Here is a 24,571-nt window from a genome sequence, read left to right as displayed (position 1 = left end):
CGGGGCTGCTTTGCAGCCCTTTCGCGACACAAGGCCGCTCCTACAGATACAGCGAAATCTGGATAATTGCGCTGTACTTGTAGGAGCGGCCTTGTGTCGCGAAAGGGCCGCAGAGCGGCCCCAACTTTCTGCATCTAAGCAGAGTATCTAAAGGACCACCTAGCGCTTCATGCGCCCTCCTCCCAGGAGCCTCGACCATGCATGAAACGCCTCCCCGCTCGGGCTTCGACTGGCAGCGCTGGCTCCCCGGCCTGGCCACCCTGCTGCACTACCAGCCCGCCTGGCTACCCAAGGACATCGCCGCCGGCCTGGTGCTGACCACCATGCTGGTGCCGGTCGGCATCGCCTACGCCGAAGCTTCCGGGGTACCGGGCATCTACGGCCTGTACGCTACCATCATCCCGCTGCTGGCCTACGCCCTGTTCGGCCCCAGCCGCATCCTGGTGCTCGGCCCGGACTCGGCACTGGCCGCACCAATCCTGGCGGTGGTCGTGCAGTACGCCGCCAGCGACCCGCAGCGCGCCATCGCCATCGCCAGCCTGATGGCCCTGGTGGCCGGCGCCTTCTGCATGATCGCCGGGCTGCTGCGCCTGGGCTTCATCACCGAGCTGCTGTCCAAGCCGATCCGCTACGGCTACATGAACGGTATTGCGCTCACCGTGCTGATCAGCCAGTTGCCCAAGTTGTTTGGCATCAAAGTCGACAGCCAGGGACCGTTGCGCGACCTCTGGCACCTTGGCCAGGCACTGCTCGCCGGCCAAGGGCACTGGCCGAGCTTCATGGTCGGCGCAGGCAGCCTGGTGCTGATCCTGCTGCTCAAGCCTTTCAAGCGCATCCCTGGAATCCTCATCGCCGTGGTGCTGGCAACCTTGGCCGTGAGCCTGTTCAACCTTGCTCAGATGGGCGTCAAGATACTCGGCCCGTTACCTCAGGGCCTGCCGCGCTTCGCTTTACCGTGGGTAAGCGACATCGACCTGGTCGAAGTGGTGCTGGGCGGGATTGCCGTTGCCCTGGTGTCGTTTGCCGACACCAGCGTGCTGTCGCGCTCCTATGCCGCGCGGCTCAAGACACCGGTCAACCCCAACCAGGAGATGTTCGGCCTGGGCGTTGCCAACCTGGCCTCCGGCCTGTTCCAGGGCATCCCCATCAGCAGCAGCTCGTCACGTACCCCGGTGGCCGAGGCAGCGGGCTCGAAAACCCAGCTGACCGGCATCATCGGCGCGCTGGCGGTGACCCTGTTGCTGCTGGTCGCCCCCAACCTGATGCAGCACCTGCCCAACAGCGCCTTGGCTGCCGTGGTCATCGCCGCCGCTTTGGGGCTGTTCGAGTTCGCCGACCTCAAGCGCATCTTCCGCATGCAGCAATGGGAGTTCTGGCTGTCGTTCACCTGCTTCGTCGGCGTCGCGGTGTTCGGTGCCATCCCGGGTATCTGCATTGCCGTGGCGATCTCGGTGATCGAATTCCTGTGGGACGGCTGGAGGCCGCATTTCGCCGTGCTCGGGCGGGTCGATGGCACCCGCGGCTACCACGACGTGAAACGTTATCCACAGGCCCGGCGGATTCCCGGGCTGGTGCTGCTGCGCTGGGATGCGCCGCTGTTCTTCGCCAACGCCGAGCAGTTCCAGGGTACGGTGCTGGCGGCGGTGGACGAATCGCCGACTCCGGTGCAGCGGCTGGTGATTGCAGCGGAACCTGTGACCAGCATCGATATCACTTCGGCAGACATGCTCGCCGAGCTGGATCGGGCGCTGGAAGCTCGGGGGGTGGAGCTGCAGTTTGCCGAGATGAAAGACCCGGTGAAAGACAAGATGAAGCGCTTCGAGTTGTTCGAGCATATGGGGGAGCGGGCGTTTCACCCTACGGTCGGGGCGGCGGTGGATGCCTACCTGGCAGATACCGGGATTGACTGGAAGCCCTGAGTTGCCTGTACCGGCCTCTTCGCGGGCTTGCCCGCTCCCACAGGGTGTGTGTGATCCCATCAGCGACGCTGTACCTGTGGGAGCGGGCGTGCCCGCGAATAGGCCGGTGCAGGGGGGCTAGGCAGCCCGAACCCGGCGCCGGTCGATCCAGATCAGCATGGCACTGGCATACAGCGACACCGCCACGAACAGCGCCATGCGCACGGCAAACGCCTTGTACACATCCTGCCCGCCAGCACTGTCCTGCACCGACTGCCCGAGCAGGATCAGCATGGTCGTCAGGCAGCTCACCCAGTACGCCGGGCTCTGCCGGGTCTGCACCGCACGGTAAAGCCTGCGCGCCTGCCAGAGGACGAACAGCAGCACCCATAGAAAGAACATCCACAGGTGAACGAACAGGCTCAACGCGCCCCACACCAGCATTGCCAGTAGCCCAGCCAGCAAGGTCGAGCCGATCAGCTCGCGGCTGGCATGCCGCGCCCGCGTCTCCCCGGCCTGCTGCCCCAGGCTCACCGCCTTCATGATCAGCGGCATGAACTGATCCGGGGCGATCAACGCCAGCAGAAACGCCGGCATCACGATAAGCGTGGCGCGCAGGGCAACCCAGCCGACATCCGCGCTGTCCAGCAAGGGCGGCGACGGCTGCACAGGCGCGCCGGGCGGCTCAGGAAACAGCACATGGGCCAACGCGCTCCCCAACACCGCCAATAGCATGCCCTTGGCCAACGCCTCGACCACCGACAGCGCCAGGGTAAAATCGCTGGTGCCAGCCGCCGCGATCATGGTCAGGCCGATCACCAGCAGGTTGGCCAGCAGGCCATTGCCGCCCTTGAGCGCGTAGCGCAAGACCAGGAACACCCCCACGCCGACCAGCAGCACCCCGCTCACCGGAGCATGGCGCAACAGCGGAATCAGCAACAGGCCGCTGCCGCAACTGAGCAATACCAGGATCGCCAGTGCCGGCGCCGCCTTGAACGGCAGCGGCTCGCTGCGCATGGCCAGCAACAGCACCGCAAACACCGGCGCCAGGATCGGCACCGGCAGGCCCAGGCCAAAGCTGGTCGCCAGGCACAGCGCCACTCCCCAGGCCAGGCGCAGCGCGCGCAGGCGGCGCAGCTCAATAGGCATACGACAGCCAGCTCATCAGCCACATGAACACGCGACCCAGCAGGTTCAGCGGGTTGCCTTCGCTGGGCAGGGCCATGACTTCGGCCTGGCCACCCACACGCAATCCGGACTTGTCTTTGAGCTGATCACGGTCGAGTTCGACGATCACCGGGAAGCGCTGCGCCGAACGCAGCCAGTCGCGGCTGTTCTGCACTGTTGGCAAGGCCCCAGGGGGCGCAGGCTGGCCGACGCTCACGCCATAGCCAATGCTGCGGATCTGCCCCTTCAACACGGTGCCGGGCAAGGCATCGAGTACCACCAGCACCGGCGCGCCGGGGCGCAGGCGACCGAGGTTGTTCTCGGTCATGTCGGCACTGATCCACACGTCGTGGATGGTGATCAGGGTCATCATCGGGCTGCCGGCACCCACGTAGTGGCCCACGTCGGTGCGCAGGTCGGTAATCAAACCGTTGGCGTCGGCGCGCACCACGGTGCGGGCCAGGTCCAGGCGCGCCTTTTCCACGTTGGCCGCGGCGCTGCGCAGTTGAGCGTTATCGGCGTCGGCCCCGCCCTGCTGCTCGCGGGCCCGTTCGACCTCGGCGCGGGCGGCTGCCACCTGGCTGATGGCCTGGTCACGGGTGGCCTGCGCACCTTCCAGACGACGCACCGATACCGTGCCCGGGTCTTCATCGATCAAGCGCTTGAGCCGCTCGGCATCCTGGCGCGCCTTGCGTTCGTTGGCCTGGGCCGCCACCAGCGCGGCCTGGGCCGAGTCGATGCCGGCGGTACTGGCGCCGATCTGCCGGCGCACGGTGTCCAGGTCGGCTTCAGCGCGGGCCAGGGCGATGCGGTACTGTTCCTGGTCGAGTTCGAACAGCACATCGCCCTGGCGCACTTCCTGGTTGTTGCCCACCGCCACGCGCTTGATCTGCCCGGCCACTTCGGCGGCCACCGGTACCACGTAGGCCTGCAGCCGGGCTTGTTGGGTGTAGGGCGTGAAACGGTCGGCCAGCAGGTACCAGACCAGGCTGACAGCGATCAGGATCAACACCCAGCGCATGCCGCGATCGGGGGCTGGCGGCTTCTGCGCAGAATCACTCATTTCGGCTCACCTTGTGCGGGGTCGGCGGGGGCCGGCTCGTCGAGCAGGTCGCCCCAATCGGTACGGTTTTGCATCTTCTGGCGGGTAACAGGGTCGATCGGTTTGCGGTTGTTGTCCCAGCCGCCGCCCAGTGCCTTGTACAAACTCACCAGGCTGCTCACCGCATTGCCACGGCTGACCAGGTAGCCGTCCTGCTGCTGCAACAGCAGCTGCTGGGCGTCGAGCACGCGCTGGAAGTCGGCAAAGCCTTCCTGGTACTGCGAACTGGCCAGGGTCAGCGAACGCTGGGCGGCCTGCGAGGCATCCTGGCGAATGCTGGCGCTTTGCAGCGAGCGCACCAGGCCGTTGGCAGCATCGTCGGCCTCGTGCGCCGCTTCGCGCACGCTCTGGTGATACAGCTCGATCAATTGCTGCAGGCGGGCGTCTTCGACCCGCACGGCATTCTTGCGCCGGCCGTAGTCGAACGGGTTCCAGATCAGGCTCGGCCCCGCCGCCAGGTCGAAAGTGTTGGGCAGGCGGCTGGTCGACAGGAAGGTCCAGCCAATGCTGCCCAGCAGGCTCAGCTGTGGATAAAGCTCTGCTTCGGCCACGCCCACCAGCGCCGATTGCGCCGCCACTGCCTGTTCAGCGACGCGGATGTCCGGGCGCCGCTGCAGCAGGCTGGCCGGCACGTCCTGCAGCACCGCGCGGTCCGGCAGCGGCAACTGTCCGTGGCGCGCCTGCAGCTCGGGCAGCGGCCCCGGTGGCCGGCCGAGCAGCGAACAGAGCACGTTGCGCAAGGCGTTGAGCTGGTTCTCGAACTCGGGAATGGTGGCCAGGGTCGCCAGGTACTGGGTACGCGCCTGCTGCCAGTCGAGTTCGTCGTTCTCGCCGTGGCGAAACAGCCGTTCGGTGATCTGCAGGCTGCGCTCCTGGCGTTTGGCGTTTTCCTGAGCAATATCCAGCCGCGCCTCGGCGGTACGCAGGGCAAAGTAGGTGTCGGCCACCTGCGCCCGCATCAGCAGCATGGCATCGGCGTAGTTGGCCTGGGAGGCGAAGTAGACCGCATCGGCACTCTCGATGGCGCGGCTGAAACGGCCCCAGAAGTCGATCTCCCAGCCGATGTCGAAGCCCACGCTGGACTGCCAGAACACCGAGTCACGGGCGGTGAAGGTGCCGGACTGGTCTTGCTTCAGGTACAGGCTCTGCGCGTTCAATTGCTGCAGCTGTGGATAACGCCCGGTCTGCACGATGGCCAGCTGCGCCCGCGCCTCGGCAATGCGCAAGCCAGCCACTCGCAGGTTGGTATTGTTGGCGTCGGCTTCGGCGATCAGCCCTTCGAGTGTAGGGTCGGCGAACACCCGCCACCACTGGCGCAGGTCCGGTGCTGGCGCAAAGCGCCCGGCCTGCTCCAGCAGGGGCGTGTTCCAGCTGTCCAGCCATGGGTCCTGGGGCTTTTCGAAGTCCGGGCCGACCTGGGTACAGCCGGCCAGAATCATCAGCAGCCCCAGGCCATAGCAGCGCTTGGGCATGGCTCAGGCCGCAGGCGGGGTCGGTTGCTCCGGCACCTGCAGCGCCACCCATTGCCAGAACAGTACATAGGTCACGCCGAGGATCACCGGGCCGATGAACAGGCCGATGATGCCCTTGACCACCATGCCGCCCAGGGCACCGATCAGCACCACCGGCATCGGTACATCCACCCCACGCCCCAGCAGCAGCGGCTTGAGCACGTTGTCGGCAAGCCCGGCAACGAAGGTATAGACGGCAAAGATGATGGTCGCGGCAGTGAAACCCTCGACGTTGAACACATAGATGATCACCGGCACCGTGACCAGCGTTGCGGGTGCCTGGGCAATCCCCAGCATGAGGATGACGATCGCCAGCATGCCCGCCCCAGGCACACCCTTGACCACGAAACCGACGCCAATCAGCAACATCTGGATGAAGGCGATGCCGATCACGCCCTGGGCCACGGCACGAATGGTTGCGGTGCACAGCTGGGCCAGCGGCTTGCCGCGCTCCTCGCCGGATACCCGCATGGCGATGCGCTGCGAGGCGACTTCACCGCGCTCGCCAAAGGCCATGATCACGCCAGAAATGATGATCGCACCGACGAACAGCAAAAATGCACCACCGACACTGGCCGCGGCGCCCAGCACTGTAAGCCCGGCACCCTTGAGCTGTGGCATCCACTGGTTGAGCACGCTGGCCATGTTTTGCGACGCCGACAGCCACAGTGCATACAGCCTGGGCCCGATCAGCGGCCAGGTCGCTACCGACTCGGGCGGGGCCGGCACGCTCCAGGTACCACTCTTGAGCAGGGTCACCAGGCTGTCCACCGAATCGCCGATGGACATCACCACCAGGTAGATCGGGACCAGCAGCACGATCAGCACCAGCAACACCACCAGCGTTGCCACGTAGCCATCCTTGATGCCGGTGCCGCGCCTGATTCGCAAGTACAACGGATACAGCGTGACCGCCAGAATCACCGACCACAGCATCAGTTCCAGGAACGGCTGGAAAACCTGGAAGGAGAACATCACCAGGGCGGCCACCAGGCCCGCCTTGATCAGCACGTCGAGCAGGCCCCGCGACAGGGCGCTGTCCAGCTTCAGACTCGGCTGCATGTTTCACCTCCGGACAGTAGGTGCGCCCGCGAGGCGCGATTCAGTGGCTCGTCTCGCCGACCGGGCAGTCTCCGTCAGGCAACCGCCGCGCCAGAGCCATCATCACCAGGGGCACCACCGCCATCGACATGGTGATGGCAAGCACCAGCAAGTCGTGTACCTGTTGTGTCAGTACTTGATGCTCCAGCGCCAGCTTGAACACCACGAAGGCAAACTCACCGCCAGACGCCAGCACGATCGCCAGGCACAACGCCTCGGCGCGGTTGAGGCCGCCCGCCGTTTGCCCGAGGACGAGCAGCAGGGGCAACTTGACCACCACCAGCAGCAGCGTCAGCCCCAGGACGATCAGGGGCATGCCGAACAGCAGGCGCAAGTCGGCGCTCATGCCGACGCCGACGAAGAACAGCCCCAACAGCAGGCCCTTGAGCGGCTCGATCTGGGTTTCCAATTCGTGGCGAAAGGGCGACTCGGCCATGATCACGCCGGCCAGGAAAGCCCCCAGGGCCATGGACACCCCTACGTGCTCCATCAACCAGGCCGTGCCCAGCACCACCAGCAACGCGGTGGCGGTAGACAGTTCGGGCAAGCCGGAACCGACAGTCCATCTGAAGACGGGGCTCAACAGATAGCGGCCGAAGACGATCAGCACGCCAATGCCGGCCGCCACGGCCAGCAGCGGCCAGGAACCTTCGTCGGCAGTGCTGACATCACCACCGAGCAAAGGCACCACGGCAATCAGCGGAATGGCAGCAATGTCCTGGAACAGCAGGATCGCGACGGCCAGGCGACCGTGCGGCTTGCCCAGGTCCTTGCGCTCGGCCAGCACCTGCAGGCCAAACGCCGTCGACGACAGCGCCAGCCCCAGACCGAGCACGATCGCCGCCGCCTTCGATTGGCCAAACAGGAAATACGCCAGCAGGCCGAGCACCACCGCCGTCAAACCCACTTGCAGCGAGCCGATGCCGAACAATGCCTTGCGCATGGTCCACAGGCGGCGCGGCGACAGCTCCAGACCAATGACGAACAGCAGCATCACCACGCCCATCTCCGACAGGCGGGCAACGTTGTCGGGGTTGCCCAGCAGGCTCAGCACTGAAGGCCCGATCAGGATGCCGGCCAGCAGATAGCCGGGCACGGCCCCCATCTTCAAACGCTGCGCCAGTGGTACCAGCAGCACCACGGCCAGAAGAAACACTACCGTCGCCTGCAGCAGGCTGCCGTCATGTGGCATGGATTCGCACTCTTGCCAGCCCCTTTGGAAGAGATCAGAAATGTTCTTCGACCACCTTGAAGGGATAGGGCACGGCCTTGTATTTGCCGATCTTGCCGCGCTTGGGCAGCTTCACCACCTCATCGCGGGTGATGTCCTTGTAGGGGATGCGCGTCAGCAGGTGGCTGATGATGTTCAGCCGGGCACGCCGCTTGTCGTTGGAATACGCCATGAACCACGGCGCCCAGGATGAATCGGAAGCCGCGAACATGTCGTCGCGTGCACGGGTGTAGTCGTCCCAGCGGGTGTACGACTTGAGGTCCATGGGCGACAGCTTCCACAGCTTGCGCCCGTCATTGATACGGTCCTGCAGGCGCCTGGTCTGCTCTTCGGCGCTGACTTCGAGCCAGTACTTGATGAGGATGATCCCCGATTCGACCATCATCTTCTCGAACAGCGGCACCACGGTGAGGAACTTGGTGCTCTGCTCTTCGCTGCAGAATCCCATTACCCGTTCGACACCGGCGCGGTTGTACCAGCTGCGGTCGAAAATCACCACTTCGCCGGCGGCCGGCAGGTGGGGCAGGTAGCGCTGCACGTACATCTGGGTCTTTTCCCGCTCGGTCGGTGCCGGTAACGCCACCACGCGGAACACCCGCGGGCTGACCCGTTCGGTGATGGCCTTGATGGTGCCGCCTTTGCCGGCACCATCACGGCCCTCGAACACGATGCATACCTTCAAGCTCTTGGCCACCACCCATTCCTGCAGTTTCACCAGCTCCACGTGAAGCTTCCTGAGCGCTTGCTCATACGCTTTGCCGCCCAGTTTTTCTGGCTGCTCGTTCGAATCTTTCTTCCTGGACGGTTTGGCCATGGCGCTCTCCTGAGGGCGAATGAAGAGTCAGTATGGTCGATTCATGGCACTTTTCCGCTTCGCTTGTCAGGCAACAGGCGGCGCCTGAGCAGCCCTTATTTCGCCAGCTTGTTGTAGCTGGTCATCAGGTTGCGATAGTCCGGGATGTGGTTGGAGAACAATGTGCCCAGGCCTTCGATATCGTTGCGCCAGTCACGGTGCAGCTCGCAGGCGACGCCGAACCAGGTCATCAGCTGGGCACCGGCTGCCTCCATGCGCCGCCAGGCCGAATCTCGGGTCAGCTCGTTGAAGGTACCGGAGGCATCGGTGACCACGAACACCTCGAAGCCCTCCTCCAGCGCCGACAATGCGGGGAAAGCCACGCAGACCTCGGTGACCACCCCGGCGATCAGCAGCTGCTTCTTGCCGGTGGCTTTCACGGCCTTGACGAAGTCTTCGTTGTCCCAGGCGTTGATGTTGCCGGGGCGGGCGATATAAGGGGCGTCGGGGAACTGCTCCTTGAGTTCGGGCACCAGCGGGCCATTGGGGCCGGTTTCGAAGCTGGTGGTGAGAATGGTCGGCAGCTTGAAGTACCTGGCCAGGTCGGCGAGGGCCAGCACGTTGTTCTTGAAGCGGTCGGGCTCGATGTCGCGCACCAGTGAAAGCAGGCCAGCCTGGTGATCGACCAGCAGGACGGCGGCGTTGTTCTTGTCCAGACGCTTGTATTGGAAGGCCATGACGGAACTCCTTGCATCGTAGGTTTGGAGTTTCAGCGTAGGCAAGGATGGGGGGCAGGAGGGACCGTCAGTCGGTTCGCTTGGGGGCTACTTGATCGGTAGCCATCACTTCACAAATTCCTGAACTGATTATTTCTCCGCCGCGATTTTTCCCCTCAGCCGCCCCCACCAGAATCGCTTCACCACAATCACAATAACCGTGAGGCCACTCCCGTGGACCAGACACTCCAGGTACGGCAAGCTGCCGCCGACCTCGTCGCGGCCTTTGCCAGCAACGACACCGCTCGCTACTTCGCCTGTTTCAGCGAAGACGCCAGCTTCCTCTTCCACACCTTGCCGCAACCGCTGCTGTCACGTCGTGCCTATGAGGACCTCTGGGCCCAGTGGCAGGCCGAGGGTTTTGCCGTGCTCGGCTGTGAGTCACGCAACGTGCAAGTGAGCCTGCAAGGCGACGTGGCAATCTTCATGCATGACGTGGCCACTCACATCCGCCTTGCCGGTGAGGAGCACCAGCTGGCCGAACGCGAGACCATCGTCTTCCGCCGTCACGGCGAGCAATGGCTGGCGTGCCACGAACACCTGTCGGTCGTCACCGCCTCCTGATCCGCACTTACGCGGCCTTGCCGCACTGCCATCGCACCCACAAGAGGGCCCGCGCACCGCGATGGGCCTACAACTACCGCGCTGGAGCATCACCATGAGCCACTCGACCGGTATCGAGACCAATGGCGTCGAGCAGATCCCCGACGATCAACGCGACGCCTCCCCGCTGGACCTGTTCCGCCTGATCTTCGGCGGTGCCAATACATTCGCGACTGCCGTACTGGGCAGCTTCCCGGTGCTGTTCGGGCTATCGTTCCAGGCCGGCGTCTGGGCGATCCTGCTGGGCGTCGGCGTGGGCGCGCTGATCCTCGCGCCGATGGGCCTGTTCGGTGCCCTCAACGGTACCAACAACGCGGTGTCGTCGGGCGCGCACTTTGGCGTGCACGGGCGCATCGTCGGCTCGTTCCTGTCACTGCTCACCGCAGTGGCGTTCTTTTCGCTGTCGGTGTGGAGCTCGGGTGATGCCTTGGTTGGCGGCGCCAAGCGCCTGGCCGGGCTGCCGGAGACCGACCTGACCCTGGGCCTGGCCTATGGCCTGTTCGCGGTGCTGGTGCTGGTGGTGTGCATCTTTGGCTTCCGCTTCATGCTGTGGGTCAACAAGATTGCCGTGTGGGCTTCGAGCCTGCTGTTCCTGCTGGGCATCTTCGCCTTCGCCGGGCCGTTCGATGCGGGCTTCGCCGGTAGCGTCAACCTCAGCCAGCCGGGCTTTTGGGCGGCATTCGTCGGCGCGGCGATCCTGGCCATGAGCAACCCGGTGTCGTTCGGAGCCTTCCTCGGTGACTGGTCGCGCTACATCCCGCGACAGACGCCAAAATCCCGCATCATGCTGGCCGTGATCGCCGCCCAGGTGGCAACGCTGATCCCCTTCCTGTTCGGCCTGTGCACTGCCACCCTGGTGGCCAGCCAGGCGCCTGACTACATCTCCGCCAACAACTACGTCGGCGGCCTGCTGGCCGTGGCGCCGAGCTGGTTCTTCCTGCCGGTGTGCCTGATAGCGGTGATCGGCGGCATGTCCACCGGCACCACCGCGCTGTATGGCACCGGCCTGGACATGTCCAGCGTGTTCCCGCGCCTGCTCAGCCGCGCCGGCGCCACCTTGTTGATCGGTGTACTGGCCATCGGTTTCATCTTCATCGGCCGCTTCACGTTCAACCTGGTGCAGAGCGTGTCGACCTTCGCCGTGCTGATCATCACCTGCACCAGCCCATGGATGGTGATCATGATCCTTGGCCTGATCACCCGCCGCGGCTTCTACCACGCAGATGACCTACAGGTGTTTACCCGCGGCCAGCGTGGCGGCCACTACTGGTTCCTGCATGGCTGGAACTGGCGCGGCATGGGCGCATGGATCCCCAGCGCGGTGGTCGGCCTGTGCTTCGTCAACCTGCCAGGGCAGTTCGTCGGCCCGCTCGGCGACCTGGCCGGTGGCATCGACCTGAGCCTGCCGGTCACCCTGGGCCTGGCCGGCCTGCTGTACCTGCTGCTGCTCAACCTGTTCCCTGAACCTGCTGGCGTGTATGGCCCCAACGGCCCGCGCTGGGTACGCTGCAAAAGCGCCCCGCACACGCCGGTGACCACTGCCGAAATGGCCTGACTGGATACCGACCATGACTACCTCCCACTACATTGCCGGCCGCTGGGTCGAAGGCCAGGGCAGCGACTGCATCAGCGTCAGCGAGCCTGCGCTGGGCTTGCCCTTCGCCGAACTGATGGCTGCCAGCGTGGCCCAGGTCGACCAAGCCGTGGCCGCCGCCCGTGACGCCCTGCCTGCCTGGAAAAAGGTCAGCGCCAGCACGCGCGCGGCCTTCCTGCGCGGCTTTGCCGAACAGCTCGGCCAGCGTCGCGAAGCACTGATCACGTTGCAGATGCGCAACAACGGCAAGCCGCGGCACGAGGCCGAAATCGACCTGGATGATGCGGTCGCCACCTTCGCCTACTACGCCGAGCTGGCCGAACAACTGCCCTCGAAGAACCGTGACGTGCCATTGGCGGCAGCGGGCTTCACCGCCCGCACCCGCCTGGAGCCGGTGGGCGTGGTCGGCCTGATCGTGCCGTGGAACTTCCCGCTGGTGACCAGCGCCTGGAAGCTCGCCCCGGCCCTGGCAGCCGGTTGCACCGTGATGCTCAAGCCGTCGGAAGTCACCCCGCTGATCGAGCAGACCTACGGCCAGATCGCCGACACCCTGGGCCTGCCGGCCGGGGTGCTGAACATCGTCAACGGCAAGGCCGAGACTGGCGCTGCGCTGAGCAGCCACAACGGCCTCGACAAGCTGTCGTTCACCGGCAGCAACAGCGTCGGCAGCCAGGTGATGCGCAGCGCTTCGGCGCAGTGCCGGCCAGTGACCCTGGAGCTCGGTGGCAAATCGGCGATCGTGGTGTTCGACGATTGCGACCCGGACCAGGCGGTGGAGTGGATCGTTGCCGGTATCACCTGGAACGCCGGGCAGATGTGCTCGGCCACCTCGCGCCTGCTGGTGCAGGACGGCATTGCCGACACACTGCTGCCGCGCCTGCAGGCCGCACTGCAAAAGCTGCGGGTCGGTAACCCGCTGACCGAAGAAGTCGACATGGGGCCGCTGACCAGCCAGGCGCAGTGGTTGAAGGTTGCCAGCTACTTCGCGACAGCGCGTGAAGAAGGCCTGCAGTGCCTGGCTGGCGGGCAGGCGCTGGACCGTGAGGGCTGGTTCGTGAGCCCGACGCTGTACACCGATGTGCCGAAGGACAGCCGCCTGTGGACTGAAGAGATCTTCGGTCCGGTGCTGTGCGCACGTCGCTTCGCCACGGAAGAACAAGCCATTGCCGAGGCCAACGACAGCCGCTTCGGGCTGGTCGCCACGGTCTGCTCCGCCGACCTTGAGCGCGCTGAGCGCGTGGCCGATGCGCTGGAGGTCGGGCATGTGTGGATCAACTCGGTGCAGGCGGTGTTCGTCGAGACGTCGTGGGGCGGCACCAAGGGCAGCGGGATTGGGCGGGAGCTGGGGCCTTGGGGGTTGTCGGGTTACCAGTCGGTGAAGCATGTGACTCGGTGTTTGGGGTGATGGCCTAGAGGGCCTGACACAAGATTTTCAGCGCCTGTGAAATCGAGCGCCGCCCGCGCGGCGCATCGCGGGCAAGCCCGCTCCCACATTTGTTTCGGGCCAGTTACTCCTGTCCCGCCAACAGGACCCGCCTTGGTGCATGACATTAGATCGATGAAAAGCAGTTGCGCCCACCTCAATATCGAAGGGAACAAACAAGGCGGTCCCTGTTGGCTTCATAGGAGAGATTGGCCCGAAGCAGATGTGGGAGCGGGCTTGCCCGCGATGCGCCGCGCGGGCGGCGCTCGATCTCACAGGCGCTGAACTTTTCATGGCGAACACATGGTGGCCCTCCCCCAATCCCCAGCCATGCATCCCCAAACATTCCCGCGTAAGAAGGAAGCTGCTGGCAAGGCCAACGCGCTGGCACTAAAAATCCTCAGGAGGATGAAACGGGGCTGCTTTGCAGCCCTTCGCGGGCTCGCCCGCTCCCACAGAGGGCCCTGCTGACTCGAAGAGTCATGTGCAGTTCTGTGAGAGCGGCGATCCAACTTGCCCCGCAAAGGCCCTTACACCGACTCGTCGGCCGGACGCGAGCCTTCCTGCAGCAGCACCATGCTCTGCGGCGACGACAGGGCAATGCCTTCATCGCGCAAACGGCCAAGAATGGTGAACAGCAAGTCGCTGCGGGTTCCCGACACCTGCCGTGGCCCCGCCACATAACCACTCACACCAATGACCATGCCCGCAGAGGTCAGGTCCTTGAAGGTCACCGAGCAGGCAGGCGCATCGAGGATTGCCTCATGCTCACGATAGGCCGCCAGCAGCAGATCACGTACAAGGTTGGCATCGGTCTCCAGCGGCAAGGTCAGGGTGATCCCCACCACGCCCAGGGCATTGCCCATGGTCACGTTGCGCACGTTCTGCGAGATGAACTGCGAGTTGGGCACGATCACCGTGGAACGGTCAGACATCTGGATCTCGGTGGCGCGCACGTTGATCCGGCGGATATCGCCTTCGACCCCGGCCAGGCTCACCCAGTCGCCCACCTTGACCGGGCGTTCGGTGAGCAGGATCAGGCCGGAGATGAAGTTCTGCACGATCTGCTGCAAGCCGAAGCCGATACCGACCGACAGCGCACTGACCACCCAGGTCAGGCTGGTCAGGTTGATGTGCAAGGTCGACATCACCAGCATGGCCAGGAATATGAAGCCGAGGTAACCGACCAAGGTCACCAGCGAGGCGCGCATGCCGGCGTCCATGTCGGTTTCCGGCAGCAGTCGCTCGCTCAGCCAGCGCTTCACTACGCGGATGGCGAACAGGCCGCCGAAGAAGATCAGCACCGCCAGCAGGATGTCCTGCGGCACGATGTTGAGGTTGCCGAGCAACTTGCCACCGGTGCCGTCCCAGTCACCCAGGCTCAGCAACAGCTCGCCGGGGCTGGTGCCCGACGGCATCAACGCCAGCAAGATGGCCAGGAACAGCAGCACCGTACGGCTGATACCGACCAGGATGGTGCTGGCCTGGGCCTGGTGGCGTGGCGCCAGGCCCAAGGTCGAGGCGAGAGCCAGACCGCCCGGTTGGCGGGGCGACAGCAGGGCTTCGCAGAGGTCGCTGAGGAACGTGGTGAGCAGGTAGGCACACACCGCCACCACGCTGATCCACAGCAGCTTGGCCGTGAGGAAATAGGCCAGGGTCAGGTAGCCAGCGAGCAGTGCCAGCACGATCAGCCCGACCCACACCACGGTCACGAACGGGATCAGCCCGGCCCAGCCCGTCGGGCGCTCCAGGTTGTGCTTTCTCAGGGTGCGGCGGTAGCGCAGCAGCGCCACCGTGAAGATCACTCCCACCACCAGCGCGGTCAGGCCATTGGTGGCCACGGTCAGCGCCAGGCTGGTGCCGATCACGCTGTTGATGCGCTCCATGGTCAACATGACCATCAGCGCCAGCGCCAGCAGCTTGGGGAACCAGCCCAGCGCGCTGGCCACTTCGTCGTGAATCGGCGGCAGCCGCCAGGACGGACGCTGCAGCATCAGCATGGCGCGGCCCAGGCCAGTGATGAAGGCGCTGAACACCACCAGGGTGAGGAAGTGATTGGTCAGGCTGGCGACGTCGGAGCCAAGCTCCGAGCTGCTTTCCAGGCCCCAGCGCAGCAGCGAAACGGAACCGGAGATGGTGCCCAGGGTAGCCAGGCTCACGCTCAGGGCCAGGGCGCTGCGCCGCAAGCGGCCTTCTGGCAGGCGGTGCACCATGATGCTGGCCAGCATACGCTCCAACAGCCCGCGCACCACAGTCCATACCAGGATCGCCGCCACCAGGCTGCTGATGAAGAACCAGCGATGTTCGGCACTCAAGGCACTGCCGACAGCATCGGTGGCCTCCTCGCGCAGATCGCGCAAGCGCGCTACGTCGTCCGAGGTGGGGCGGATAAGGCTCTGCCAGAACGCCGGGCTCAACGGCGTCGTGGCTCGGCTGAGGATTTGCGAGTTGAACTGGCTACGGCGCAGGTTGACGATTTGCGTGGACAGGTCGCGGGCCGATTGAGTCAACTTGGCCGCCTGTTCCTGCTCGGCAACCAACGCCTTTTTCTCGTTAGCCAGCTGCTGGCGCTGACGGGACAGCACTTCGGCTTCTTCCGGCTGCACCGGGCCGAGCACCTTGAGCTTGTCGTCGAGCTTTTCCACATCTGCGGTGCGCAAGGCACTCAACGCTTCGGCCTGGCGTTGTACCTGCACGGCGGACAGGCGCAACTGCGACAGCAGGTCATCGTTGGCATTGCTGGTAACGCCCTGGCGGATCTGGTCGAGCCGATCGCTCAGTTGCTCATAGCTGGCATTTTCGTCCAGCACCGGTACTTCCGCCGCTGCCAGGCTGGAAACCGGCGTGGCCGGTGCCGACCAGGCCGGCGTGGTCAGCGACAGCAGCAGCGCCATTACGCCTAGGTAGAATCGGGCAAGGCTGACACGCCTCATCGAATGTTCCTCTTTACACATCGAACTGGCGGGGGATTCTACGCGGCTTCCGGCAATCAGGAGAGTGCCGTTTCTCGCGCCAGCAGTTGCCGTTTGCGCTCAACCCCCCAACGATAGCCGCTGATGTCACCGTCACGGCGAACCACACGGTGGCAAGGGATGGCTACGGCGATGTGATTGGCCGCACAGGCCATGGCCACGGCCCGCACAGCCTTGGGTGCGCCGATGCGTTCGGCGATCTCGGTATAGCTGACCCGGCCGCCCACCGGCACCTCGCGCAAGGCCTGCCAGACCCGCTCCTGAAAGGCGGTACCTTGCACATCCAGGGGCAGCCCCAGCCCCAGCGCCGGCGCTTCGACAAAGCCGACCACTTCGGCGACCAGCCGCTCGTAGCCGGAATCGCCACCGATGAGGCGGGCTTTGGGGAACTGATTTTCCAACTGCTCGAGCAACGCCTCGGGGTCATCACCCAGCAGGATCGCGCAAATGCCCTTCTCGCTCTGGGCCACCAGAATCGCCCCAAGGGAGCACTGACCGATGGCGAAGTGGATAGTCGCTCCGGCGCCGCCTGCCCGGTACTCGCGGGGGCGCATGCCCAGGCGCTGGCCAGCGCTTTCGTAGAAACGGCTGTTGGAGTTGTAGCCGGCGTCGTAGATCGCATCGGTCACCGTACGTTGCCCATCGCCCAGCCGCTCGCGCAGGCGCCTGGCGCGGAAGGCGCTGGCATAGGCCTTGGGGGTGAGGCCGGTTTCGGCCTTGAACAGACGGTGCAGATGGAAGGGGCTTACGGCCAGTTGCGCGCCGAGCTGGTCGAGGCCGGGCGGGGTATCGCTGCTTTCCAACAGGCGGCAGGCGCGGGCAATCAGGTCAGCGCGGCGGCTTTCGCCCGGCTTGGCCATGCAGCGGCGGCAGGCACGGTAGCCGGCGGCTTCGGCGCTGGCGGCATCATTGAAGAACTCGACGTTGTCGCGCTTGGCCATGCGCGATCTGCAGCCGGGGTGGCAGTACACGCCAGTGGTGCGCACGGCGTAGACGAAGTGGCCGGCGGCAGAGGGGTCACGGGACTCGACGGCTTGCCAGCGCTGGGTGTCAGTGGTGAAGGCATTCATCCGGTCAACCTCGGCTATCTGTCTGGTCTGTTCCGGCCTCTTCGCGGGCACGCCCGCTCCCACAGGGATCGCGCCATGCCCGAGTCCAACGCAGTACCTGTGCGGGCGTGCCCGCGAAAGGGCCGGCAAAGCCACTGCAAAAACATCAGGCCCGCCACAAGTACCAGGCCGCCACAGTCCTGTATGGGCTCCAGCCACCACCCAGTGAGCGCATCTGCGCCGGGGTCGGTGCCTTTTCCAGCCCCTTGAGCCGACGATACCCCTCGCGCACGCCAAAATCGTCAACCGGCAGGATATCCGAGCGCTCCAGGCTGTAGATCAACAGCATCTCCACGGTCCAGCGCCCGACGCCACGCAAAGCGATGAGCCGCTGGATCAATGCATCGTCCGATAAGCCCAAGGCCTCCTCACGACTGGGCACCACGCCCTCCAGGCTGGCCTGGGCGATACCCTGGATGGTCGCCAGCTTGCTCGCCGAAAAGCCGCAACCGCGCATCATCTCGGGGCTGACCGCCAGCAATTGTTCCGGCGCCGGAAACGCCTGCCCGGGAAACAGCGCCAGCAACCTCCCGAGGATCGCCTCGGCCGCCCGCGCATGCAACTGCTGATAGGCAATCGCCCGCACCAACGCTTCATAAGGTTCGCGCCCTGGCGTTGCCTGGTGCAGGCAGGGCCCGGTCACCTCGATATGCCGCGCCCAGTCAGGGTCCAGCGCTGCCAGGTAGTCGGTGGCTTCACGGTAGGCGGCGGGAGAAAGGTCGGCGAGAATCATCCGTAGCTCCTGTGGCTTCAAGGCAGGTCCAGCTTAGCCCAGCCGCTGATCGGGCAAACGCCGGATCTTGCGCCACCAATTCTTCACTCAGCAACGGCGCGCAACTTTCCCACCCGGCGGTACGATTGCCGGGCACAGCACACGAACAGCCCTGCCATCAGTGCCAGTGCCATCGGCAGCCCATGCGGCGCCACATCCATCGCCGCCCCGCTCACCAGCGGCCCGACCAGGCTGCCGACGCCCCACAACAGGCCCACGCTGGCATTTGCCGTGACCAGGTCCTGCCCTTTGAAGCGTTGCCCGATCAGCACCAGCGCCAGGGTGTAGATACCGCCCGCCACCGCGCCCAGCAGCACCAGCATCGGCCACAGCAGCCAAGTCACCTGCAGCAGCCATGGCAGGGCGATGCCGATGGCCATCGCCACCAGCCCGCACACCAGGTGCAGCCCGGTGCGCTCGACGCGGTCGGCCAGCCAGCCCAACGGCAGCTGGAACACCATGTCGCCGGCAAACACCACGGTCACCATCAGCGCCGCCACAGCCACGGCAAAACCATGGCTGCTGGCGTACACCGGCAACAGCGACAGCACCACGGCATCGAAGAACGAGAAGAACAGCACCGCCACGCACAGCGCCGGCGCCACACGGAAGAAGCCGGCCAGGCCGAAGCTCTTCTCGCCCTCGTCGCCATGTTCGACATGGTCGTTGGGCACGGTCAGCAAAATGCACAGCAAGGCCAGGCCATAGCCAATGGTGACCACGCCAATGATCCAGGGGCTATCGGCGCCAATCAACGCGATCAGTGCCGGGCCAAGTACCTGGAAACCGGTGAAGCTGGTGGCGTACAGGGCCATGATCTTGCCGCGGTTGTGGTCCGGGCACAGCTCGTTGACCCAGGACTCGCCGAGGATGATCGCGATGCCCATGCCAATGCCCAGGCCCAGGCGCAGCACGGCCAGCAGCCACAGCGTATCGAACGCCGAATCAAGCAGGGCGATGCTCACGGTGCACAGGCTGAAGCACAGCAGGTAGATGGTGCGCCGGGTCAGGTGCCGGCAGCAGGCATCGACCATGAACGCCGAAAGCATCATGCCCGCAGCCGGGATGGCCGAGATGATGCCGATTTCCAAGGTTCCGGCCCCGGCCTCGTGCAGGCGCAACGACACCAGCGGCAAGCTGGCCCCCAGGCTGAAGCCCACTACCGATACGGCGAACAGAAGGCCCGCCAGCAAACGCATGTTCATGTACCACTCCAGGCAAAACTGAAAAGACGTGCAGATACAGGCGCCCATACGCTCGCCGGGAAGGCGGACGACGCAGAGGCGCTGGGTGTCAGTTCAGGGCTGGATGTGGCGAGAAGGTGAAGGCGAACAGCACACTGCGGCGACGCTTGAGCACCGTATCGCTCGGCCACGCACGACGCATGGCCTGGAGGGCAGGCTGGCGGGCGTGTGGGAGGGATTGGGTACGGCGCATTGCTGTGGCTACTACGCAGGTGTTGAAAAGAGAGGCGGCACTCTAGGCCAAGCCTGACCTTATCGTCAATTGCCCGGGGGCCTCTGCGAGGCCCTTTCGCGACACAAGGCCGCTCCCACATGGATAGTGTCAGCCTGGCGATGTGCAATCCCTGTGGGAGCGGCCTTGTGTCGCGAAAGGGCTGCAAAGCAGCCCCGGCGATGTCAGCGCTTACCGGTATTTGGCAGAAACACCGCCAACAAGCCGAACAATGGCAAGAACGAGCACAACCCATACACATACTCGATCCCGCGCAAATCAGCAAGGTACCCCAAAAGCGCCGCACCAATGCCACCAAAGCCGAACATCAACCCGAAGAACACCCCGGCAATCATGCCCACGCTGCCCGGCACCAGCTCCTGGGCATACACCACGATCGCGGAAAACGCCGAGGCCAGGATGAAACCGATCACCACGCTGAGCACCGTGGTCCAGAACAGGTCGGCATACGGCAGCGCCAGGGTGAACGGCGCCACGCCAAGAATCGAGAACCAGATCACCGCCTTGCGCCCGATGCGGTCACCGATCGGCCCGCCGAAGAAAGTCCCCGCCGCCACCGCGCCAAGGAACAAGAACAGGTGCAGCTGCTAGCTGGCCACCGACAGGCTGAACTTCTCGATCAGGTAGAAGGTGAAGTAACTGGTGAAGCTGGCCATGTAGAAGTACTTGGAAAACACCAGCAGCCCGAGCACCACCAGCGCCGCGATCACCCGCCCGCGAGAGATGCCGTGGGTGGCCTGCACCGCCTTGCGCGCCTTGGCCTGGTTCAGGTGCTCCTTGTACCAGCGGCGCAGCATCAGGGTCACGGCAAAGAAGAACAGCGCCGCCACGCCGAACCAGGCCACATGGGTCTGGCCGAACGGAATCACGATCGCCGCCGCCAGCAACGGGCCGAAGGCAGAACCGGTGTTACCGCCAACCTGGAAAGTCGACTGCGCCAGGCCGAAACGGCCACCCGAGGCCAGCCGCGCGATCCGCGAGGTCTCCGGGTGGAAGGTCGACGAACCGATGCCGACCAGTGCCGAAGCCAGCAGAATCATCGGGAAGCTGCCGACGAAGGCCAGCATGACGATCCCCACCAAAGTGCACAGGGTGCCCAGCGGCAACAGGTTTGGCGTCGGCCTGCGGTCGGTGAAGAAGCCGACCCACGGTTGCAGCAGCGAGGCGGTGATCTGGAAGGTCAAGGTGATCATGCCGATCTGGGCGAAGCTCAGGTCGTAGTTGGCCTTGAGCATCGGGTAGATCGCCGGCAGCACCGACTGAATGAGGTCGTTGACCAGGTGCGCCAGGGCGCAGAAGGCGATGATGCGCATCACCAGCGGATTGGCTTGGTTTGCCGAACCGGTGCTGGCGGTGGGGGTGCTGCTGATGGCCATGAGCTTGAATTCCGTCCGCAGGTTTGGGATCCGATTATCGGGAAACAAATAGATACATAGCTACCTTTTTGTTTAACCCGCTACGCTTACTTGTAAATGGTTCTCAATATATTTAGCATCTTCAACCTTCCCCCGTAATCGTTGGGCGAAACCGCCCTCACGCGAGCACACCGACCCATGAGCCCGATGCCCGCCACGCAGATTCAGGCCGATCCTCAGCAGGAAGCGCTGGAGTGGTTTTCCCGCCTGCGCCAGCCCGGCTGTGATGAAGGCGAACGCCAGGCATTCGGCCGTTGGTGCCAGGAGCCGCGTAATGCGCACGCCTACGCCGAACTGGAAGCGTGCTGGCAGCAACTTCAGGTGCCCCCCGCCCGGCCACGGCCGCGTTTGCTCAAGGTCCGCCGTAGCTACCTGGGCAAGGTATTGGCCGTGCTGTTCCTGCTGTTGCTCGGCGCTGTTGCCTATCTTTACTGGCCGCTGATGCAACGCCTGGCCAGCGAACTGGCTACTGATGTGGGTGAGCGGCGCAGCGTGCGCCTGGCTGACGGTTCAACGTTGCACCTGGACAGCGCCAGCGCGGTGAACGTCGACCTGCGCGGGCGCACGCGCCAATTGCACCTGGTGCAAGGCCAGGTGTACCTGGAGGTGATGCTCGATGGCCGCGCCATGGAGCTTCAAGTAGACGATACCCGTATCCAGGTTTACGGCACCCGCCTGATGGTGGCGCGCCATGCCGATCAAGATGAACTGGTGGTGCTCAATGGCAAGGCCATGGTCATCCAGGGCGGCGACCAGCGCATGGTGTCGGCAGGAGAACGAGTGACCTTCAGCGAGGCACGGATCAACCCGGTACAGAAAGCCGACGTGAAGACGGCGGATGCCTGGCGCAGCGGCCACCTCCGCGCCAGCGACATGCCCCTGGGGCAGGTCATTGAGCGCCTGGCCAGCTATCAGGGCCGCCGGGTCTGGCTGATGGATGAGCAGACCGCCTATCGACGGGTAAGTGGCGACTTCAACCTCGACCGCCCAAGCGAAACCCTGGCGGCACTGGCTGCCGAGCAGCATTTGCAGCTGTACGGGGTGCTCGGGCAGTGGCTGATCGTTCGCTGAAACCGGGGTAGGTCGCTAAGTTTTTGAAAGGTGTGCAATTTTTTTTGAAATGAGTGTTGACACAGGTCCATCACAAGGGAATAATGCGCCCCATCGGCTACATAGCTCAGTTGGTTAGAGCATAGCATTCATAATGCTGGGGTCCGGGGTTCAAGTCCCTGTGTAGCCACCAAACAAGTCAAAGGGCTTACCGCAAGGTAGGCCCTTTTTCTTTGCCTGCAAAAAAGTCCCGCCTTATCAACGCACCCCGGCGACCGCCACGGCCAACCCCAGGCCGATCAGCGCAACACCGATCATGCGGTCTACCAGACGCTGCCTTGCGATCATCAGCGCACGCAACCCCGCACGGGAAAAGAACAACGCCACCAGGCTGAACCAGGCCCAGTGAGCGAACGACATGAATGCCCCGTAGGCGAAATCCACGCCCAATGAACTGCCCGGCCGCACCACCTGGGTGTAGGCACTGACGACGAAGAGCATGGTCTTGGGGTTGAGGGCATTGGTCATGAACCCTGTGCGCAACGCAGCCAGCACGCCGGATTGCGCCACCTCCCCTTCCAGGCTGACACGACCGGTATTGGTCAACGACTGATAGCCCAGGTAGATCAGATAGCCCGCACCGAGCACTTTCATGGTCAGAAACAGCGCCGGGCTCTGGCTGATGACCACGGCGATCCCCAGCACGGTGTACAGCACATGCACCTGCACACCCAGGGCAATCCCCACTGCAGCGGCCAGCCCAGCCTTGCGGCCCTGGGCGTAACTGCTGCGAGTGACCAGGGCGAAGTCGGCGCCGGGGCTGATGACGGCCAAGATAGTGAACAGGGCGACAGCAATGAGTTCGGTCAAAGGGAAAGGCCTCGATAGACGATGAGAAAGCACAGATGCATCTATTATCGAGAGCTGCCTGGCGGGAAAAAAACGATTTAAAGTGAAGCAGATCTGATAATTTTCCTGACAGATATCCAAAGCCCGTTCCGGCCTCTTCGCGGGCATGCCCGCTCCCACAGGGTCCTCAGCAAGCCTGAGGGTTGTGCTGTACATGTGCGGGCGTGCCCGCGAAGAGGCCGGCACAGGCAAACAGGGACCCCATGAAACTGCCAGCCCTCAGTGCCTTCCGCTACTTCGACGTTGCCGCCGAAACGGAAAGCTTCGTCCGCGCCGCCGAGCGCCTGCATGTCACCCACGGCGCCGTCAGCCGTCAGGTACGCCTGCTCGAGGAAAGCCTGGGCATCGACCTGTTCGAACGGCGCAACCGGGCGATCTTCCTCACCCCCGCCGGCCGGGCACTGCACGGCACCACCCAGGCGATCTTCGAACAGCTCGAAGGCGCGGTGCAGCGCCTGCAACAGCAGGAACGCGACAACGTGCTGGTGCTGTCCTGCGAGCCGACCATCGCCATGCGCTGGCTGATCCCGCGCCTGCCACGCTTCCATGCCGCGCACCCGGACCTGCAACTGCATCTGGTAGCTGCCGGCGGCCCGGTGGACTTTGCCCGGAGCGGAGTCGACCTGGCGCTACGCCGGGATGACTTCCATTGGCCACCGGCGCTGCACAGCATGAAAATCTGCGACGAGTGGATTGGCCCGGTCAGCCGCACCAACAGCGACAACCTGGACGGCCAACGCCTGCTGCACAGCAGCACCCGCCCCAACGCCTGGCCCACCTGGCTACGCCTGGGCGAGCGGCAGGCAGCCCACAGCGAGCGCAGCGACTTCGAACACTTCTACCTGTCGCTACAGGCCGCCAGCGCCGGCCTGGGCCTGGCCATCGCCTCGGCATTGATGGTGCGTGACGAACTCGACAGCGGCCAACTGCACGCCCCGTTCGGCTTCCTGCGCGATGGTTCTGCCTATTACCTGCTCAGCCCGCAGCCACTGAGCGATGGTGGCAAGCGCCAACGTTTCGCCGAATGGGTCATGAATGAATGCCAGGCCTGCCTCACTCACCTGGGCTTGCTGCAGAACGACGAGCTTGAACCGCCATCACCACCCCAGGTGCGATAACCCGCAGTATCGATGTGGATACGCCCACTCGGGTAGCGCCCCAGGCCCATGTTCCAGGCCTGGCCATGCTGCTGCCAGAAGCGGCACAGCGGATTGGGGTCGGCCCAGGCCGGCAGCAGGATATCGACCGCAAAAGCGCGGGTATGGGCACTGCTCACGGCACCGCCTGCGCAGCGATTGAGATCCGGATTGCGATAGCCCGACACCACTTCGAACTGGCGCAAGATACCTTGCCCGCCGAGGGTATTGACCAACGCCAACGTGGAACGCACTGCCGGCCAGTTACTGGCAGGCGGCACCGCAAACGGCGAGGCATGGCACTGCTTCCAGTCCGACGCCGAACGCAACAGCTGATGAATGGGCACGACACCATAGAGGCGCGCATCCACCAGCATCTCGCGAAACGGCCGGGTTTGATGATCACCGGCCCACTGCGCGAACATCCACACGTCGCGCTCGTCTGCCAGCAGCCCTGTGCTCGACAGCACACCTGCAGCCAATAGCAGCCTGCTCGCTCTTCTCATTCCCATGCTCCCTGCCCCAGTATGAGC

The 24,571-nt window shown here is 64.5% G+C and carries 19 protein-coding genes, 1 tRNA gene and 1 pseudogene; 7 read left to right on the top strand and 14 right to left on the bottom strand.

Going from position 1 to position 24,571, the window contains the following annotated elements; translation table 11 throughout:
- The first annotated feature begins 197 nt into the window (after positions 1-197).
- Positions 198-1,919 (top strand): SulP family inorganic anion transporter, encoded by a 1,722-nt coding sequence (locus ACTORR_RS18035; protein WP_313365489.1) that lies wholly within the window; start codon positions 198-200, stop codon positions 1,917-1,919.
- Between the two features lie 117 nt (positions 1,920-2,036).
- Here the strand turns inward: ACTORR_RS18035 and ACTORR_RS18030 are convergent, their stop codons facing one another.
- The 7 genes from ACTORR_RS18030 to ycaC all read right to left on the bottom strand — a co-directional run bounded on the left by ACTORR_RS18030 (position 2,037) and on the right by ycaC (position 9,540).
- Positions 2,037-3,047 carry a DUF2955 domain-containing protein gene (locus ACTORR_RS18030; protein WP_054887454.1) on the bottom strand — a complete coding sequence of 337 codons (1,011 nt, stop codon included), beginning with the start codon at positions 3,045-3,047 and terminating at the stop codon, positions 2,037-2,039.
- On the bottom strand, positions 3,037-4,128 hold the full coding sequence (locus tag ACTORR_RS18025; protein ID WP_099815033.1) for an HlyD family secretion protein: 1,092 nt from the start codon (positions 4,126-4,128) through the stop codon (positions 3,037-3,039). Before ACTORR_RS18025 ends, ACTORR_RS18030 begins: the two co-directional genes overlap by 11 nt.
- Positions 4,125-5,639: a TolC family protein gene (locus tag ACTORR_RS18020; RefSeq protein WP_313365488.1), complete on the bottom strand. Its 1,515-nt coding sequence runs from the start codon at positions 5,637-5,639 to the stop codon at positions 4,125-4,127. The genes ACTORR_RS18025 and ACTORR_RS18020 overlap by 4 nt, the downstream gene beginning before the upstream one ends.
- Positions 5,640-5,642: 3 nt before the next feature.
- Entirely contained in the window at positions 5,643-6,740 is a 1,098-nt protein-coding gene (locus tag ACTORR_RS18015; RefSeq protein ID WP_313365487.1) for an AI-2E family transporter, read from the bottom strand.
- Positions 6,741-6,780: 40 nt separating this feature from the next.
- Positions 6,781-7,971 (bottom strand): monovalent cation:proton antiporter-2 (CPA2) family protein, encoded by a 1,191-nt coding sequence (locus ACTORR_RS18010; protein WP_313365486.1) that lies wholly within the window; start codon positions 7,969-7,971, stop codon positions 6,781-6,783.
- Between the two features lie 34 nt (positions 7,972-8,005).
- Positions 8,006-8,824, bottom strand: coding sequence for a polyphosphate kinase 2 (gene ppk2 / locus ACTORR_RS18005; RefSeq protein ID WP_313365485.1), 819 nt, complete (start codon positions 8,822-8,824; stop codon positions 8,006-8,008).
- 95 nt (positions 8,825-8,919) lie between these two features.
- Positions 8,920-9,540, bottom strand: coding sequence for an isochorismate family cysteine hydrolase YcaC (gene ycaC, locus ACTORR_RS18000; RefSeq protein WP_054887449.1), 621 nt, complete (start codon positions 9,538-9,540; stop codon positions 8,920-8,922).
- 213 nt (positions 9,541-9,753) lie between these two features.
- Here ycaC and ACTORR_RS17995 point away from each other — a divergent pair, with 213 nt between their 5' ends.
- The 3 genes from ACTORR_RS17995 (at position 9,754) to ACTORR_RS17985 (ending at position 13,181) form a co-directional block, all read left to right on the top strand.
- The gene (locus ACTORR_RS17995) at positions 9,754-10,143 is read left to right on the top strand and encodes a YybH family protein (RefSeq protein WP_313365484.1); all 390 of its coding nucleotides are present in this window, start codon (positions 9,754-9,756) and stop codon (positions 10,141-10,143) included.
- 94 nt (positions 10,144-10,237) lie between these two features.
- Positions 10,238-11,737 (top strand): purine-cytosine permease family protein, encoded by a 1,500-nt coding sequence (locus ACTORR_RS17990; protein WP_441343746.1) that lies wholly within the window; start codon positions 10,238-10,240, stop codon positions 11,735-11,737.
- Between the two features lie 13 nt (positions 11,738-11,750).
- Positions 11,751-13,181, top strand: coding sequence for an aldehyde dehydrogenase family protein (locus tag ACTORR_RS17985; protein ID WP_313366040.1), 1,431 nt, complete (start codon positions 11,751-11,753; stop codon positions 13,179-13,181).
- Positions 13,182-13,729: 548 nt separating this feature from the next.
- Here the strand turns inward: ACTORR_RS17985 and ACTORR_RS17980 are convergent.
- The 5 genes and pseudogenes from ACTORR_RS17980 to ACTORR_RS17960 all read right to left on the bottom strand — a co-directional run bounded on the left by ACTORR_RS17980 (position 13,730) and on the right by ACTORR_RS17960 (position 20,904).
- Positions 13,730-16,132 carry a DUF3772 domain-containing protein gene (locus ACTORR_RS17980; RefSeq protein ID WP_313365921.1) on the bottom strand — a complete coding sequence of 801 codons (2,403 nt, stop codon included), beginning with the start codon at positions 16,130-16,132 and terminating at the stop codon, positions 13,730-13,732.
- A 56-nt stretch (positions 16,133-16,188) separates the two neighbouring features.
- Positions 16,189-17,241 (bottom strand): bifunctional DNA-binding transcriptional regulator/O6-methylguanine-DNA methyltransferase Ada, encoded by a 1,053-nt coding sequence (gene ada, locus ACTORR_RS17975; protein WP_054887615.1) that lies wholly within the window; start codon positions 17,239-17,241, stop codon positions 16,189-16,191.
- Between the two features lie 145 nt (positions 17,242-17,386).
- Complete coding sequence (locus tag ACTORR_RS17970) at positions 17,387-18,013, bottom strand: DNA-3-methyladenine glycosylase family protein (RefSeq protein WP_054887614.1); 627 nt, start codon at positions 18,011-18,013, stop codon at positions 17,387-17,389.
- Positions 18,014-18,096: 83 nt separating this feature from the next.
- Entirely contained in the window at positions 18,097-19,257 is a 1,161-nt protein-coding gene (locus ACTORR_RS17965; protein ID WP_313365430.1) for an MFS transporter, read from the bottom strand.
- 435 nt (positions 19,258-19,692) lie between these two features.
- Positions 19,693-20,904, bottom strand: a pseudogene (locus ACTORR_RS17960) (MFS transporter).
- A 177-nt stretch (positions 20,905-21,081) separates the two neighbouring features.
- On the opposite strand from ACTORR_RS17960, the gene ACTORR_RS17955 reads away from it, so the two are divergent.
- Positions 21,082-22,014, top strand: a complete 933-nt coding sequence (locus ACTORR_RS17955) for a FecR family protein (protein ID WP_177332444.1) — start codon at positions 21,082-21,084, stop codon at positions 22,012-22,014.
- Between the two features lie 95 nt (positions 22,015-22,109).
- Positions 22,110-22,186: transfer RNA gene (locus ACTORR_RS17950), tRNA-Met, on the top strand.
- A gap of 65 nt (positions 22,187-22,251) precedes the next feature.
- Here ACTORR_RS17950 and ACTORR_RS17945 read toward each other — a convergent pair.
- Positions 22,252-22,863, bottom strand: a complete 612-nt coding sequence (locus ACTORR_RS17945; RefSeq protein WP_054887610.1) for a LysE family translocator — start codon at positions 22,861-22,863, stop codon at positions 22,252-22,254.
- Between the two features lie 242 nt (positions 22,864-23,105).
- Here ACTORR_RS17945 and ACTORR_RS17940 point away from each other — a divergent pair, with 242 nt between their 5' ends.
- On the top strand, positions 23,106-24,020 hold the full coding sequence (locus tag ACTORR_RS17940; protein ID WP_054887609.1) for a LysR substrate-binding domain-containing protein: 915 nt from the start codon (positions 23,106-23,108) through the stop codon (positions 24,018-24,020).
- Here the strand turns inward: ACTORR_RS17940 and ACTORR_RS17935 are convergent.
- Positions 23,960-24,544, bottom strand: coding sequence for a D-Ala-D-Ala carboxypeptidase family metallohydrolase (locus ACTORR_RS17935; protein WP_313365429.1), 585 nt, complete (start codon positions 24,542-24,544; stop codon positions 23,960-23,962). The two genes, ACTORR_RS17940 and ACTORR_RS17935, sit on opposite strands and share 61 nt — an antisense overlap.
- Positions 24,545-24,571 lie beyond the last annotated feature (27 nt).

Origin of the sequence: Pseudomonas sp. SAR267 (assembly GCF_052077595.1) — a bacterium.
Taxonomy (GTDB): Bacteria; Pseudomonadota; Gammaproteobacteria; order Pseudomonadales; family Pseudomonadaceae; genus Aquipseudomonas; species Aquipseudomonas vlassakiae.
This window is presented reverse-complemented; position numbering and strand designations above follow the sequence as displayed.

Coding starts and splice junctions, on each gene's coding strand:
- ACTORR_RS18035 (WP_313365489.1), top strand. CDS start 198: ATGCATGAAACGCCTCCCCGCTCGGGCTTCGACTGGCAGCGCTGGCTC.
- ACTORR_RS18030 (WP_054887454.1), bottom strand. CDS start 3,047: ATGCCTATTGAGCTGCGCCGCCTGCGCGCGCTGCGCCTGGCCTGGGGA.
- ACTORR_RS18025 (WP_099815033.1), bottom strand. CDS start 4,128: ATGAGTGATTCTGCGCAGAAGCCGCCAGCCCCCGATCGCGGCATGCGC.
- ACTORR_RS18020 (WP_313365488.1), bottom strand. CDS start 5,639: ATGCCCAAGCGCTGCTATGGCCTGGGGCTGCTGATGATTCTGGCCGGC.
- ACTORR_RS18015 (WP_313365487.1), bottom strand. CDS start 6,740: ATGCAGCCGAGTCTGAAGCTGGACAGCGCCCTGTCGCGGGGCCTGCTC.
- ACTORR_RS18010 (WP_313365486.1), bottom strand. CDS start 7,971: ATGCCACATGACGGCAGCCTGCTGCAGGCGACGGTAGTGTTTCTTCTG.
- ppk2 (WP_313365485.1), bottom strand. CDS start 8,824: ATGGCCAAACCGTCCAGGAAGAAAGATTCGAACGAGCAGCCAGAAAAA.
- ycaC (WP_054887449.1), bottom strand. CDS start 9,540: ATGGCCTTCCAATACAAGCGTCTGGACAAGAACAACGCCGCCGTCCTG.
- ACTORR_RS17990 (WP_441343746.1), top strand. CDS start 10,238: ATGAGCCACTCGACCGGTATCGAGACCAATGGCGTCGAGCAGATCCCC.
- ACTORR_RS17985 (WP_313366040.1), top strand. CDS start 11,751: ATGACTACCTCCCACTACATTGCCGGCCGCTGGGTCGAAGGCCAGGGC.
- ACTORR_RS17980 (WP_313365921.1), bottom strand. CDS start 16,132: ATGAGGCGTGTCAGCCTTGCCCGATTCTACCTAGGCGTAATGGCGCTG.
- ada (WP_054887615.1), bottom strand. CDS start 17,241: ATGAATGCCTTCACCACTGACACCCAGCGCTGGCAAGCCGTCGAGTCC.
- ACTORR_RS17970 (WP_054887614.1), bottom strand. CDS start 18,013: ATGATTCTCGCCGACCTTTCTCCCGCCGCCTACCGTGAAGCCACCGAC.
- ACTORR_RS17965 (WP_313365430.1), bottom strand. CDS start 19,257: ATGAACATGCGTTTGCTGGCGGGCCTTCTGTTCGCCGTATCGGTAGTG.
- ACTORR_RS17955 (WP_177332444.1), top strand. CDS start 21,082: ATGAGCCCGATGCCCGCCACGCAGATTCAGGCCGATCCTCAGCAGGAA.
- ACTORR_RS17940 (WP_054887609.1), top strand. CDS start 23,106: ATGAAACTGCCAGCCCTCAGTGCCTTCCGCTACTTCGACGTTGCCGCC.
- ACTORR_RS17935 (WP_313365429.1), bottom strand. CDS start 24,544: ATGAGAAGAGCGAGCAGGCTGCTATTGGCTGCAGGTGTGCTGTCGAGC.